15 protein-coding genes are annotated in these 13050 nt (G+C 74.7%); 9 read left to right on the plus strand and 6 right to left on the minus strand.

Going from position 1 to position 13050, the window contains the following annotated elements; translation table 11 throughout:
• Positions 1-5: 5 nt before the first annotated feature.
• Positions 6-1316: a GAF domain-containing protein gene (locus ACSHWO_RS29435; RefSeq protein WP_438316520.1), complete on the minus strand. Its 1311-nt coding sequence runs from the start codon at positions 1314-1316 to the stop codon at positions 6-8.
• Between the two features lie 205 nt (positions 1317-1521).
• On the opposite strand from ACSHWO_RS29435, the gene ACSHWO_RS29440 reads away from it, so the two are divergent.
• Positions 1522-1704, plus strand: a complete 183-nt coding sequence (locus ACSHWO_RS29440) for a hypothetical protein (protein WP_361089820.1) — start codon at positions 1522-1524, stop codon at positions 1702-1704.
• 97 nt (positions 1705-1801) lie between these two features.
• On the opposite strand, the gene ACSHWO_RS29445 is transcribed toward ACSHWO_RS29440, so the two are convergent.
• Both ACSHWO_RS29445 and ACSHWO_RS29450 read right to left on the minus strand, forming a co-directional pair.
• Positions 1802-2257, minus strand: coding sequence for an SAM-dependent methyltransferase (locus ACSHWO_RS29445; RefSeq protein ID WP_438319300.1), 456 nt, complete (start codon positions 2255-2257; stop codon positions 1802-1804).
• A 113-nt stretch (positions 2258-2370) separates the two neighbouring features.
• Positions 2371-3168 carry a hypothetical protein gene (locus tag ACSHWO_RS29450; RefSeq protein ID WP_438316523.1) on the minus strand — a complete coding sequence of 266 codons (798 nt, stop codon included), beginning with the start codon at positions 3166-3168 and terminating at the stop codon, positions 2371-2373.
• A 136-nt stretch (positions 3169-3304) separates the two neighbouring features.
• Between ACSHWO_RS29450 and ACSHWO_RS29455 the strand changes: the two genes are divergently transcribed.
• Positions 3305-4219, plus strand: coding sequence for an oxygenase MpaB family protein (locus ACSHWO_RS29455; protein ID WP_438316526.1), 915 nt, complete (start codon positions 3305-3307; stop codon positions 4217-4219).
• Here the strand turns inward: ACSHWO_RS29455 and ACSHWO_RS29460 are convergent, their stop codons facing one another.
• On the minus strand, positions 4220-4837 hold the full coding sequence (locus ACSHWO_RS29460; RefSeq protein WP_361089826.1) for a class I SAM-dependent methyltransferase: 618 nt from the start codon (positions 4835-4837) through the stop codon (positions 4220-4222).
• Positions 4838-4997: 160 nt separating this feature from the next.
• Between ACSHWO_RS29460 and ACSHWO_RS29465 the strand changes: the two genes are divergently transcribed.
• The 7 genes from ACSHWO_RS29465 (at position 4998) to ACSHWO_RS29495 (ending at position 11731) form a co-directional block, all read left to right on the plus strand.
• Positions 4998-5768 (plus strand): MHYT domain-containing protein, encoded by a 771-nt coding sequence (locus ACSHWO_RS29465; RefSeq protein ID WP_438316529.1) that lies wholly within the window; start codon positions 4998-5000, stop codon positions 5766-5768.
• Between the two features lie 337 nt (positions 5769-6105).
• Positions 6106-8724, plus strand: a complete 2619-nt coding sequence (locus ACSHWO_RS29470; protein WP_438316532.1) for a sensor histidine kinase — start codon at positions 6106-6108, stop codon at positions 8722-8724.
• Positions 8724-9167 carry a roadblock/LC7 domain-containing protein gene (locus ACSHWO_RS29475; RefSeq protein ID WP_438316536.1) on the plus strand — a complete coding sequence of 148 codons (444 nt, stop codon included), beginning with the start codon at positions 8724-8726 and terminating at the stop codon, positions 9165-9167. Before ACSHWO_RS29470 ends, ACSHWO_RS29475 begins: the two co-directional genes overlap by 1 nt.
• Before the next feature lie 17 nt (positions 9168-9184).
• Positions 9185-9565, plus strand: a complete 381-nt coding sequence (locus ACSHWO_RS29480) for a DUF742 domain-containing protein (RefSeq protein ID WP_438316540.1) — start codon at positions 9185-9187, stop codon at positions 9563-9565.
• Positions 9565-10215 (plus strand): GTP-binding protein, encoded by a 651-nt coding sequence (locus ACSHWO_RS29485; RefSeq protein WP_361089836.1) that lies wholly within the window; start codon positions 9565-9567, stop codon positions 10213-10215. Before ACSHWO_RS29480 ends, ACSHWO_RS29485 begins: the two co-directional genes overlap by 1 nt.
• Positions 10216-10373: 158 nt before the next feature.
• Positions 10374-10772, plus strand: coding sequence for a roadblock/LC7 domain-containing protein (locus ACSHWO_RS29490; protein ID WP_179177397.1), 399 nt, complete (start codon positions 10374-10376; stop codon positions 10770-10772).
• Between the two features lie 104 nt (positions 10773-10876).
• Positions 10877-11731, plus strand: coding sequence for a DUF6397 family protein (locus tag ACSHWO_RS29495; protein ID WP_438316544.1), 855 nt, complete (start codon positions 10877-10879; stop codon positions 11729-11731).
• Here ACSHWO_RS29495 and ACSHWO_RS29500 read toward each other — a convergent pair.
• Both ACSHWO_RS29500 and ACSHWO_RS29505 read right to left on the minus strand, forming a co-directional pair.
• Positions 11695-12096, minus strand: a complete 402-nt coding sequence (locus tag ACSHWO_RS29500) for a YchJ family protein (RefSeq protein WP_361089843.1) — start codon at positions 12094-12096, stop codon at positions 11695-11697. The genes ACSHWO_RS29495 and ACSHWO_RS29500 overlap by 37 nt on opposite strands.
• 8 nt (positions 12097-12104) lie before the next feature.
• Positions 12105-13022, minus strand: coding sequence for an acyl-CoA thioesterase (locus ACSHWO_RS29505; RefSeq protein ID WP_385815842.1), 918 nt, complete (start codon positions 13020-13022; stop codon positions 12105-12107).
• Positions 13023-13050: the final 28 nt, after the last annotated feature.

Here is a 13050-nt window from a genome sequence, read left to right on the forward strand (position 1 = left end):
GGAGACTAGGAGCGCGCAGGTTGCGGATACGTTGCACGGCGGTGCGGCGGCCGCGGCCGTACGGCGCCGAGTTCGCCGTCCAGGGACCGTACGCGGGCCAGCGCCACCGGACGGTCCCCGGGCGGCAGGGCCGCGGCGAGCGCCCGCCACACCTCCGGGTCGTCGGCGCCCCACGGCGTGCACACCCAGTCGGTCAGCAGCCCCACGTCCGCGCGGGCGATCACCGCGGCCCGCGCCTGCTCCTCGATGCGGCGGCGCAGCCGGACGATGCCGGGCGCGGTGGAGGCGGGGAGGAGGGGGCCGGCGTAGTGCTGGAGGGCCGCCGAGACGGCTCCGGCGGCGAGGTGGCGGGTGACGGTGGTGAAGTCGGCCCGGAGCGGAGCGGCCGTGCGGTAGGGGCGGGAGAGCGGGGCCCGGGATCCCAGCAGGCCGCGCAACCGGACCATCTCGGCGCGTAACGTCACGGGTGACACGGATTCGTCCTCGTAGAGCTCGACCGCCAGCTCCTCGCCGGTCAGCCCGTCAGGGTGGTGCGCGAGCAGGGCCATGATCTCGCTGTGCCGCCGTCCCAGCCGGGTCCGTGTCCCGTCGGCGCCGGTCAGCAGGGCCTCGTCCCGGCCGAGGGCCCCGAGGGTGTCGGTGCAGACCGCGGGCGCGGGGTCCAGCAGGGCCAGCTGGGACTCGGCCGCGCGGGCCACCGCCCGCACGAAGGCGAGGGAGTGGGGGTGGGCCAGCCCGTCGCCGCCGGTGATGTCCACCGCGCCCAGGACCCGGCCGGTACGGGGGTCGCGCACCGGGGCCGCGGCGCAGGTCCAGGCGTGGACCCGCCGGCTGAAGTGCTCGGCCCCGAGGACCTGGACCGGCCGGCCGAGCGCGACCGCCGTCCCGGGTGCGTTGGTGCCCATCGCCGTCTCGGACCACCGGGCGCCCGGGACGAAGCCGAGGCGCTCCGCGCGGCGCAGGGTGGCCCGTTCGCCCTCCACCCACAGCAGGCTGCCGCGGGCGTCGCACACCGCCAGCAGGTGCGACCCGTGCGCCGCGAAGGCCCCGACCAGATCCCGGAAGAGCGGCAACACCCGGGCCAGCGAGTGCTGCGCCCGGTACGGCCGCAGCTCCGCCTCCGGCAGTTCCACTTCGGGCGCGCAGTCCGGGCTGACGCGGGCCCGGGCGCAGCGCAACCAGGACCTCGCGATCACCGTGCGGACCGGGCCCTCGACGCGCCCGTGCCGGGTGAACGCGGTGTGCGCCCTGCGCAGTACCCGGAGGTGCTCAGCTGGGTCGGCTCCGGCAGGCAGTGCCGGCGGCGGCTCGTCCATGTCACCCTCCCGCGGGTTCCGGGGCTTCCGCGGCCCCGGGAAGCGCCCCATCGTCGCCGCGGGGCGCGTCCGCGGCAAGACCGCGCCCGGCCACTTCCACCGCCGAAACGCCGCTCCGGGCGGACACCGGCGGGAACGCGTCGCCGCCGTGGCGCGTTGAGGCGGGTGACGGGGTAGTGAAGCGACGACGGGTGGAGGTGCCCTGATGTCCAAGCGTGCGGGTGTCGCAGTTGCCGGAGTCGTGGCAGCCATCGTGGTGTGGAGCCTGGTGGGCTTCTGGGCCGGGCTGCTGGTTCTGATCGGTGTCCCGGCGGCGGCCTATCTGCTGCTGGACCCCTCCCAGCGCCGCCGCCTGCGGGGCATATCCAGGAAGCAGCTCGGCCGCTGAGTGCCTCGGGGAGCTTCCCGCCCGGACCGTTCGGCCCGTTCGGCCCGTGCGGACCGTTCGGCCCGTTCGGCCCGCCTCCCGAGCGGGTCCGGCCAGCTCAGTAGTAGTCCCGCATCAGCTCGGTGGCCCACTCGGGCTGGGTGACGCCGCCGCGCGGCCCGAACTCGGCCATGTACGGCTTCAGGTCCAGGACGGGCGTTCCGTCCACCGCGTCGAGGCCCTCCACGTGCACGTCCAGGCCGTCCACGCACACCAGACGGCACCGGGAGACGCCCAGCCGGTTCGGCCGGTTCTTGCCGCGCTGGGCGAAAACGCCGACCAGCGGCCAGTCGGGGTTGCCGCGGGGCCGCCGGGCGCCGGTCTCGACCTTCTCGGGCGGGACCCGGTCGAAGTGGTACACGACCTCGACGTGCGAGAAGGAATCCAGTCCGTACAGCGCCTCCGGGCCGAACCGGCCGGCGTGCAGGCGGATCGCCGCCCTCTCCCGCCCCCAGTCGTCGTCGGCCACCTCTGCACGGCCGCCCACGACCACGCCCACCGGCTCGGACTCCACCACCACGCCGTTCTCCTCGTTCTCGCTCGTTCTCCGTCGGTCGGTCAGGCTGCCGGGCGGCCGGCGCCGGTGCCCGTGCCGGCGCTGGGGCCGGTGCCAGTGTCGGCTGAGTGTCAGGCCGGGCGTACGGCGATGCGGTCCAGCGCGGCCAGCAGCTCCGGCAGCTCCGGGATTTCCGCGGGCTCCCGTTCCCCGCCCGGCGGCACCGGAAGGACCTCGCTCGGCTCGTCGTCGAGCAGGACGAAGGCCGCGCCGTCGGTGCGGGCCACCAGGGACCAGCCGGGCCCGTCCACCCGGAGCGTCCGCGCGCCCTCGCCGGCGAAGGAGGACCGCACCCGTCCGGGCGGCGGCGCCGTCCGCGTGTACTCCAGAGCCTCCCGGAGCGCCCGCGCGAGCCCGGGGTGGGCGGCAGCCGCCGCACCGCCGTCGGCCGCGGCCCGGCCCTGCCAGTCGGCCCACTCCCGGGCGATCTGGTCCGCGCCCATCCGCCGCTGCACCGGCCCCCATGCGTCGGCCGACGGAGGGGCCAGCGGCACCCGCCCGGTGCCGTCCGCGCCCTGCTCCGGGTCGTGCGGTTCCGGTATCCCGGAGGCGGCCACCGACAGGTCGAGCGGCCAGCCCGCCAGCGAGACCACGATCGTCCGCTCGTCGGGGGACAGGTCGTACTCCATGCCGCAGTCCCAGGAGGCGATCGCGGAGGCGACGAGCGAGACGTCGTCCACGACGACCGTCCAGCGCGCGCCCTCCTCGTCCTGCCCGAGCACCAGCCCGTAGCCGTCCGGGGCCGGGGGTACGCCCAGCAGTGCACAGGCCTCGGGGAAGTCGTCACCCAGCACGCTCGGGAACTGGGCGGGGGTCAGCAGCACGGCGGTCAGCACGTAGAGCGAACCGCCCTCCTCCTCATCGGACACCTGGCCTCCCGGTCGCTCGCTCGTCGGCGCACCCTAACCAGCCGGTAACCCCCGCGTCGAGAGCCCGCGAGCGGCGATTTCCAAGCCCGCTACCTGCACGTAGAGTTGACCACCCGCCACAGAAAGGGACACCCCGGTGCAGCGTTACGACCGGCTGAGGGAGATCCTCGGTCTGGACCCGGACAAGGATTTCCTCACCATCTACCGGCTCACCGCCACGTACGAGTTCCCCTGGGACTTCACGCGCGCCCTGGAGCTCGCCCTCTTCCGGACCTACGCCGTCCCCAGCATCGGCCGGCTCCTGGCCGAGACCGCCGAGTTCACCGACCGCCCGCAGAAGCGCTACGACGACACGGCGCTGCTCCTCGACGCGGTCGTCGAGCACGGCTTCGAGAGCGACACCGCGCGCACCGCGATCCGCCGGATCAACCAGATGCACCGCAGCTACGCCATCTCGAACGAGGACATGCGCTACGTCCTGTGCACGTTCGTGGTGATTCCGGTGCGCTGGATGGACGACTACGGCTGGCGCCCGATGACCCACCACGAGCGCCGCGCCTGCGCGAACTACTACGCCACCCTCGGCCGGCACCTGGGCATCAAGGACGTCCCGGGCTCCTACGAAGAGTTCGAGGAGACCCTGAACGCCTACGAAAAGGCCCATTTCGGATGGGACGAGGGCGGCCGCAAGGTCGCCGACTCCACCCTGGACCTGATGGCCTCCTGGTACCCGGGTCCACTGGCCCCCTTGCTGCGCGGGGCGAGCCTCGCCCTGCTGGACCAGCCGCTGCTCGACGCCTTCCGGTACGGGCGCCCCCGCCCGCAGGTCCAGCGGCTCGTCCGCGGCGCCCTGCGGCTGCGCGGCCGTGCCGTCCGGCTGCTGCCGCCGCGCAAGGCCCCGCACTACGCGCGCCAGAACCCGGAGATCAAGGGCTACCGCAGCGGCTACGACGTGGGCGAGCTCGGCACCTTCCCCGTGCCCGGCCTGGGCGGATGCCCCGTTCCGCACCCGCGCCGGCCGGCCGGGGCCGAGGCCCAGCCCCCGGCCTGATCAGCCGCCCCGCACTGCGAGGGCCAGGAAGCGCGCCGCCTCGTCGGTGTACGAGAGCAGCTTCCAGCCCGAACCGGCCAGCAGCGGGCCGAGGTTGTGCTCGGCCCGCAGGTCGCCCGGTGTCAACCTGCGGCCTTGGCGGGCCGCCAGGGCCGCCCGCCCGATCGGGTGAAAGAGTGCGAGCCCGCCCCCGGGCCGGACGACGCGGGCCAGCTCGCGCAGGTTCGCCCCCGGGTCCGGGAGGTGTGCGACCAGCCCGGAGGCGAACACCGCGTCGAGCGCCCCGTCGCGCAGGGGCAGCCGGGCCACGTCCGAGAGCAGCAGGGTACCGTCGGCGTCCCGCCCGGCCCGCCGTGCGGCGGCCAGCATCTGCGGGGTGATGTCCGCGCCGAGTACGGTGCCGGACGGTCCGACGGCCGCCCGCAGCGGCGTCAGCGCCCGCCCGGTCCCGCAGCCGGCGTCGAGGACGCGGTCGCCGGGCCGCAGCCCCAAGTCGGCCACGGCCCGGGCGAAGGCGGGCTCGTCGTCCGGGAACTTCGCATCCCAGCCTGCCGCGCGCGTCCCGAAGAACTCCTGCACGTGTGTGACGTCCGTAGGCGTCGAGCGGTCTTCCGTCATGGGCACATGGTCCCCCATGGCCCCGCCCGTGCCGACTGCGGGCAAGGAGGCACGAGCCCTGATCGGAGACGAACGTAGCTCTGTCATATTCCAGCAGTTCCAGTGGCTTTCGAAATGCGTCCCTTGTTCGTGCCCTCACCCGGACTAGCGTCCGGGAGCCATGGGACACCTCGACCATGCGGCGTACGGCTGGCTGACGCCCGTACTGTCATATGTGATGGCATCTGTCGGTGCCGCCCTGGGGCTGCGCTGCACCGTCCGCGCGCTCACCGCGACCGGCTCCTCCCGCCGCAACTGGCTCCTGACCGCCGCCTCGGCCATCGGCACCGGCATCTGGACCATGCACTTCGTCGCGATGCTCGGCTTCCACGTCACCGGGACCGACATCCACTACGACGTTCCGCTCACCGTCCTCAGCCTGGTCGTGGCCGTCGCGGTCGTCGGGTGCGGCATCTTCGCGGTCGGCTACGGCAGGAGGAGCAGCCGCTCCCTGCTCCTCGGGGGCCTGACCACCGGGCTGGGCGTCGCCAGCATGCACTACCTGGGCATGGCCGCCCTGCGGCTGCACGGCAGGATCTCGTACGAGCCGCTCACCGTCGGACTGTCGGTGGCGGTCGCCGTCGTCGCGGCCACCGCAGCGCTGTGGGCCGCGCTCAACATCGAAGCGCCGACCGCCGTGGCCGGCGCCTCGCTCGTCATGGGCGCCGCCGTCAGCAGCATGCACTACACCGGGATGCTGGCCGTCGCCGTCCGCGTCACCCCCTCCGACCAGGCCCTCCCGGGTGCCACCGCCCTGCAGTTCGTCTTCCCGCTCGCCGTCGGGCTCGGCTCCTACCTCTTCCTCACCTCGGCGTTCGTCGCGCTGTCGCCGACCGCCGGCGCCCGGGCCGCCGCCTCCGGGCCGGGCGTGACCGCCGCGACCGCCCGCTGACCCCCCTCCTCCTCACCCCCCCGCCGCACGCCAGCACGCCCGCACCCCCGACGAGGAGCCCATGCGCACACCCCACAGACGACCGGAACCAGCGGCGCAGCGGCCGCCCGCACCCCCGGCCCGCGGCCGCCGGGCCCACGCGGGACCGCCCGCAGACGAACCGGAGCCGGAACCCGGGACCGGACGGCGACCCGTCGACCCTCCCCGCGCGGACGCGGGCACGGGTGCCGGGTCGGATACGGCCACCGGGGCCGCCCGCCCGGACCCCGGTCGAAGGGCGCGACCGCGGCTGCGGCTGCGGCCCGCGACCATCCGCGCGAAGATCGTCTCGCTGCTCATGGTCCCCGTGGTCTCGCTGCTCGCCCTGTGGGGCTTCGCCACCGTCGGCACCGCCCAGGACATCGCCCGGACCAGCCGCACCCAGCGGATCGACGCGCAGATACGCACCCCCGTAACGGCCGCGGTCGCCGAGCTCCAGGCCGAGCGCCGCGCCGCCGTCCGCTACCTCGCGGACCCCGCCCCCGCCCGCACCGCCGAGCTGGACAAGCAGCAGCGGCGCACCGACGAAGCCGTCCGCCGGCTCCGGCTGGGCGATCGGCACACCGTAGCCGAGTCCGGCGACCACCGCACCGACCTGGTCGTCCGCCTCGGCGCCTTCGTCGCCGCCGCCGAGGGCCTCGGCTCCGCCCGCAAGGACATCGGCGACCGCCGCACCACCCCCGACGCGGCATATGAGACGTACACGCGCGTGGTCGACGAAGCCTTCGCCGTCACCGGTTCCCTCTCCGGCAGCGAGCAGACCGAACTCGGCCCCGGGGCCCGCGTCCTGCTCGAATTCGCCCGCGCCGGGGAACTCCTGGCCCGCGAGGACGCGTTGATCTCCCTGCCCGGTCAGCGCAGCACCGACTCGCTCCGGCGCCTCACCGGCGCGATCGAGACCCGCCGCGCGCTCACCGCGAGCTCCGCCGACGACCTGCCCACCGCCCAGCGGGACGCCTGGCAGGCGGTCGCCAAGAGCTCGGCCTACGCCGACCTCACCGGCGCCGAGGACCGCGTGCTGACCGCCGGAACCGCCAAGGACCCGCGTGCCGCCGCCGGTTGGGAGGCCGCGTACACGAGCGTCAGCAGCTCGATGCGGGAGATCGAGACCGCCGCCCACGTCGCCGCCGACCGCGGCGACCCCCTCACCGAGGGCATCCTCGGACCGGCCGGCGCCGCCGTCCTGTTCGGCCTCGCCGCCGTCGCCGCCTCGCTCGTCATCTCGGTCCGCATCGGCCGCGGGCTCGTCGTGGAGCTCGTCTCGCTGCGCGACACCGCCCTGGAGATCGCCCGTCGCAAGCTCCCGCACGCCATGCAGCGGCTCCGGGCCGGCGAGAGCGTCGACGTCGAGGTCGAGGCCCCGCCCGGCCCCGCCGCCGAGGACGAGATCACCCAGGTCGGCGAGGCACTGGCCACCGTCCACCGGGCCGCGCTGGCCGCCGCCGTCGAACGCGCCGAACTCGTCGGCGGGATCAGCGGGGTCTTCGTCAACCTGGCCCGCCGCAGTCAGGTCCTGGTGCACAAGCAGCTCACCCTGCTCGACTCGATGGAGCGGCGCGCGGACGACCCCGGCGAGCTCGGTGACCTCTTCCGCCTCGACCACCTCACGACCCGCATGCGTCGGCACGCGGAAAGCCTGATCATCCTGTCGGGTGCCGCCCCCGGGCGGGCGTGGCGGACACCGGTCCCCCTGACGAACGTGGTCCGGGCCGCCGTCTCCGAGATCGAGGACTATCCTCGCGTCGAGGTGGGCCGGATGGCGGAGGCCGCCGTCGTCGGCGCCGCGGTCGCCGACCTCACGCACCTGCTCGCCGAACTCATCGAGAACGCCACCCAGTTCTCCCCTCCCCACACCAGGGTCAGGGTCAGCGGGGAGCCCGTCGGCACCGGATACGTCCTCGAGGTCGAGGACCGCGGACTCGGCATGGGCCGCGACAGCCTGGAGGAGGCCAACCGGCGCATCGGGGAGTCCGAGGCCCTGGACCTCTTCGACAGCGACCGGCTCGGGCTCTTCGTGGTCAGCCGCCTCTCGGCCCGGCACGGCGTGAAGGTGCACCTGAACCGCTCGCCGTACGGGGGCACCCTCGCGGTGGTGCTCCTGCCGAAGTCCCTGCTCCACGACACGATCGGGCCAGGCTCCGGCCCGGACCCGACCGGTACGGGCGCGGGCCGGGCCGGGGCGGTCGACCCGGCGGGGGAGGCGGACCGGAAGCCGCCCGCCGCGGCACCCGTACGCGAGGACGCGGGCGGTGTCCCGGACGCCGACCGCAGCCCCGTACACGAGGAGCCGCAGTCGGCCCCGGTGTCCGCGCTGCGGCCGCGCGCCGGCTCGGGTACCCGCCGTACGCCGGCCCGGGTGACGGCGCCGGCAGCCCCGGCCCCTTCCCCGGCGGCCCCCGCCCCGGCGGCGGCGCCGGATACCGCACCCCGGCCGAAGACCCCGTCCCCATCGGAACCCGAGGCGGCTCCGCAATCCGAGCCGAGTCCGCAAACCGTTCCGGAGCCCGCACCCGAGCCGGAGCCCGGACCCGGTCCCGCACCCGGTCCCGCACCCGGTCCCGCGCCAGCACCTGAGCCGGCACGTGAGCCGGCACGTGAGCCGGCGCCCGCCCCCGCGGCCGTACCACCGCCCCCGATCCCCGTCCCGGCCCCGCTCCCCGCGCCGCGGCCGACCGGAGCCGGTGCCGCCGATTCCTCGGCGGCCGAACTGCCGCGCCGCGTACGCCAGGCCAGCCTCGTCCCGCAGCTGCGCGAGGCCGCCGCCCCCGAGTCCCCGGCGGCCGACGCGGCGGCGCAGCCGCCGGCGGGGGAGCGCAGCCCGGAGCGGGCCCGGGAGCGGATGGCGGCGTACCGGGCCGGCTGGGTCCGCGGCGCCCAGGAGAACTCCGCCCACTCAGGCAGCGAAGGAGAAGCGTGATGATCGAGCACCGGAGGTTCGGTACCGGCGGGACCCGCAGGGCCGGCGAGCTGGACTGGCTGCTGGACGAGCTGGTGGTCCGCGTCCGGGAGGTGCGGCACGCCGTGGTCCTGTCCAGTGACGGGCTGGCGGTGGGCGCTTCCGGCGCGCTCAGCCGGGAGGACGCGGAACACCTGGCCGCCGTGGCTTCCGGTTTCCACAGTCTCGCCAAGGGGGCCGGCCGGCAATTCCAGGTCGGGGGCGTACGCCAGACGATGGTGGAGCTGGACGACGGGTTCCTCTTCGTCGCGGCGGCCGGGGACGGGTCCTGCCTGACCGTGCTCAGCGCGGCCGGCGCCGACATCGGGCTGATCGCCTACGAGATGGCCCGGCTGGTCAAGCGTGTCGGGGAGCACCTGTACGCCCCGCCCCGGTTCGCGGCCCAGCCGCCGGCTGCGGGCTGAGGGCGGCGGTCCGGCACATGGAGGGCCAGTGGTACGACGCCGACGCGGGTCCGCTCGTCCGTCCGTACGCCGTGACGGGCGGGCGGACGCGGCCGGGGCCGCACGGTGTCCCCCTCGACCTGATCGCGCTGGTCGTGGCGGACGCCGACGGGCCGGAGCCGGCCGGGGCGTCCCTGCTCGGCCCCGAACACCGGGCCCTGCTGGGACTCTGCCGCTCCGAGACCCAGTCGCTGGCGGAGCTCGCGGCGGAGGCGGACCTGCCCGTGGGCGTGGTCCGGGTGCTGCTCGGGGACCTGCTGGAGGCCGGGCACGTCCGCGTCAGTCGGCCGGTGCCGCCCGCCGCGTTGCCGGACGAGCGGATTCTGCGGGAAGTCATCGAGGGATTGCGAGCGCTGTGATGGGACGACACGACGACCTGCCGGGCGGACCCGGCGGTGGACACGACCCGGCCCCGGGGCCGGAGGACGGCGGCGATCTGGCGGCGCTCGCGCTGAAGATACTCGTCTCCGGCGGCTTCGGGGCCGGTAAGACCACACTCGTCGGGGCGGTCAGCGAGATCCGTCCGCTGCGGACGGAGGAACGGCTCAGCGAGGCGGGCGAACGGGTCGACGACACGGGCGGGGTGGCGCAGAAGACGACCACGACCGTCGCCATGGACTTCGGGCGGATCACCATCCGCTCCGGGCTCTCCCTGTACCTGTTCGGTACGCCGGGGCAGGACCGGTTCTGGTTCGTGTGGGACGAGCTGTCGCAGGGCGCTCTGGGCGCGGTGGTGCTCGCCGACACGCGGCGGCTGGAGGACTGCTTCCCGGCGGTGGACTACTTCGAGCACCGGCGCATCCCGTTCGTCGTGGCCGTCAACTGTTTCGCGGACGCGCGGCGTTACGGGACGCACGAGGTGGCGCGGGCGCTGGACCTGGAGGCCGGGACCCCGGTGGTGCTGTGTGACGCGCGGGACCGGGATTCGGGGAAGGAAGTGCTGATCAGGCTCGTCGAGTACGCGGGCAGGGTGCACACGGCGCGGCTGTTGGAGTCGGTCGGGGCGTAGGCCGGGCCGGTGTGAGCGGGCTTGGCGACTCTTGAGTCATCTTCCACGCCAGGGGCGCTTCCTCCTTGCCGGAAAGCCCCTGGTGGGGAAGGCTTGCGGAACTTACCAAGCGGGGTGCGGCGCGGCCGCGGCGGCGGCGCAACGGGGAGGGGCTCGAAATGGCACTGGACAAGCAGCTCGACTGGCTGCTGGACGACCTGTCGCGCAGGGTCCAGCAGGTCCGGCACGCGGTGGTGCTCTCCAACGACGGGCTGGTCACGGGCGCGAGCGCGGGGCTGGCTCGGGAGGACGCGGAGCATCTGGCGGCGGTGGCGGCGGGGTTGCAGAGCCTGGCGAAGGGGTCGGGCCGACACTTCCGGGCCGGTGAGGTGCGGCAGACGATGGTCGAGTACGACGACGGTGCGCTGTTCGTGATGGCGGCGGGCTCGGGCAGTTCGTTGTGCGTGCTCAGCGGGGCAGAGGCGGACATCGGACAGGTGGCGTACGAGATGACGCTGCTGGTCAACCGGGTGGGGGAGCACTTGGGCGTGGCGGAGCGGCGGATCACCGGGGGGTGAGGTGACGGCGGCCGGAGAGTTATCCACAGGCCTGGCCGGCTTTCGTCGCGTCGCGTTACGGTCTTCACGCAGAGTAATCGTGCTGATGCGTGAGGGGGATCGTCATGAAGCTCGTGGCACAGGTCGGGGCCGGGTGCGGGGCCGGGGTCGGGGCCGAGGAACGGGCCGGGGGTGTCGCCGGATCTGCTGCAGAGTCGGGCGACGCGGTGGGTGGTGCCCGGGCCGCGGGGGAACTGGGGCTCAGTCGCAGCGAGTTCGCCCGTGCGGTCCAGCTGGGCATCGTACGGGCGGGGAGGCCGGCGCCCGGAGGGGCCGCCCGCTACGCTCGGGCCGAGCTGGACCGGGTCAGGGCGGTTGAGGGGTTCCCGGACGCCCTGCGGGCACGGGTGGAGACCGTCGCCGGGTCCGGTGCCGCAGGCAGACTGATGGGCATCGGGCCGAACCGGTTCATCCGTCTCGCCCGCTGCGGGCGCATCGCGCCCGTCGGCTACCGGATCAACCGCTACCGGGCCGTGGTGTGGCTGTACCTGGCCGCGGAACTACGCGAGTTCGCCGCCCGGGACCCCGAGCTGCTGAGCGGCGGCGCACCCGAGGAGGACCGGCAGCTGATCGCCGGCGGAGCGGACCTGCGGCCGCGTGCCTGGCGCGACCGGCACGTGGGGCTCCTGCTCGGGCGCACCGCCGACCCCTGGGAGCGGGCGGCCGTACTGGCCTCCGTCCTTCCGGAGACGGAGGTGCGGCAGGCCGTCCCCGACCCGGCGGAGCGGATCGTGCTCGCCGCCCTCGCCCCGCCCCCGCCGTACGGCCACCCGCAGATCCCGGCCGCCGCGGCCGTGGCGCAGCGGCTGCTGCGGGCGGAGCCGCCCGACGAGATCCACTGGTACCGCGCCGGCCTGGACTTCGCCCTGGCCGGGGCGCGCGGTCAGCTGAAGTCGACGGGGGAGAGGGGGCCGACGTAGACCCAGGCCCCGTCCTCCCGGGTGAAGGCGCTGTTCTCGTGCAGGGAGCCGGTGTGGCGCCCCTCGCGGTAGTGCGCCCGGAACTCCACCGAACCCTCTGTCTCGAACATGCCGCCGCGTTCGACGCCGAGGATCTCCAGCCGCACCCAGCGCTGCTCGGGGTCCAGGTCGAGACGGCCGGGGCGGGTGCTCGGATGCCAGGAACGCATCAGGTAGGCCGTGTCGCCCACCGCGAAGGCACTGAACCGGGAGCGCATGAGAAGCTCCGCGGTGGGCGCCTGCCGGGCGCCGGAGTGGAAGCGGCCGCAGCACTCCGAGTAGGAGGCGGGCAGCCCGCAGGGGCAGGGGAGGGCCGGGTCGGACATCGGGGTGCTCAGCTCTTCGGGGTCGGTTCGGCCGGCGCGGACGGCCGGGCCTGGGGGGACGGGTACGGGCGGAAGAGGCCCTCCTGGACCACGGAGACCAGCAGCCTGCCCTCCAGGTCGTAGATCCGACCGCGGGCCAGGCCGCGGCCGCCGTGGGCGATGGGCGACTCCTGGTCGTACAGGAACCACTCGTCGGCCCGGAACGGCCGGTGGAACCACATGGCGTGGTCCAGCGAGGCCATGTCGAAACCGCGCATGCCCCACAGGGGCTCCACGGGGATGCGCACGGCATCGAGGAGGGTCATGTCACTGGCGTAGGTGAGGGCGCAGGTGTGCACGAGCGGGTCGTCGCCCAGGGGGCCGACCGCCCGCATCCACACCGCGCTGCGCGGATCGGCGTCCTGCAGTTCCTTGGGGGTCCAGCGGAGCCGGTCCACGTACCGGATGTCGAAGGGCTGGCGGCGGGCCATCCGCTCCAGCGCCTCGGGCAGCGCGCCCAGGTGCTCGCGGATCTCGTCCGCGACCTTCGGGAGCGTGTCCGGGTGGGGGAAATCGAGGCGGGGAGGCAGCTGGTGCTCGATGCTGCCCTCCTCCGGATGGTGGAAGGAGGCGGTCAGATTGAAGATCGTCTTGCCTTGCTGGACCGCGGTGACGCGGCGCGTGGTGAAGGACCGCCCGTCGCGCACCCGCTCCACCTGGTACACGATCGGCACCCCGGGGATGCCGGGGCGCAGGAAGTACGCGTGCAGCGAGTGGACCGGCCGGTCGCTCTCCAGGGTCCGGCCGGCGGCCACCAGGGCCTGGCCGGCGACCTGCCCGCCGAAGACCCGCTGGAGGGACTCCTGGGGGCTGGCACCGCGGAAGATGTTCACCTCGATCTGCTCCAGGTCCAGCAGGTCGACCAGTCTCTCGGCGGGGTTCGTCATCAGAGGTTCTCCACTGTCGTCACCGGCG

This window comes from Streptomyces pallidus (ex Mingjun et al. 2026) (genome assembly GCF_051550185.1).
Classification (GTDB): Bacteria; Actinomycetota; Actinomycetes; order Streptomycetales; family Streptomycetaceae; genus Streptomyces.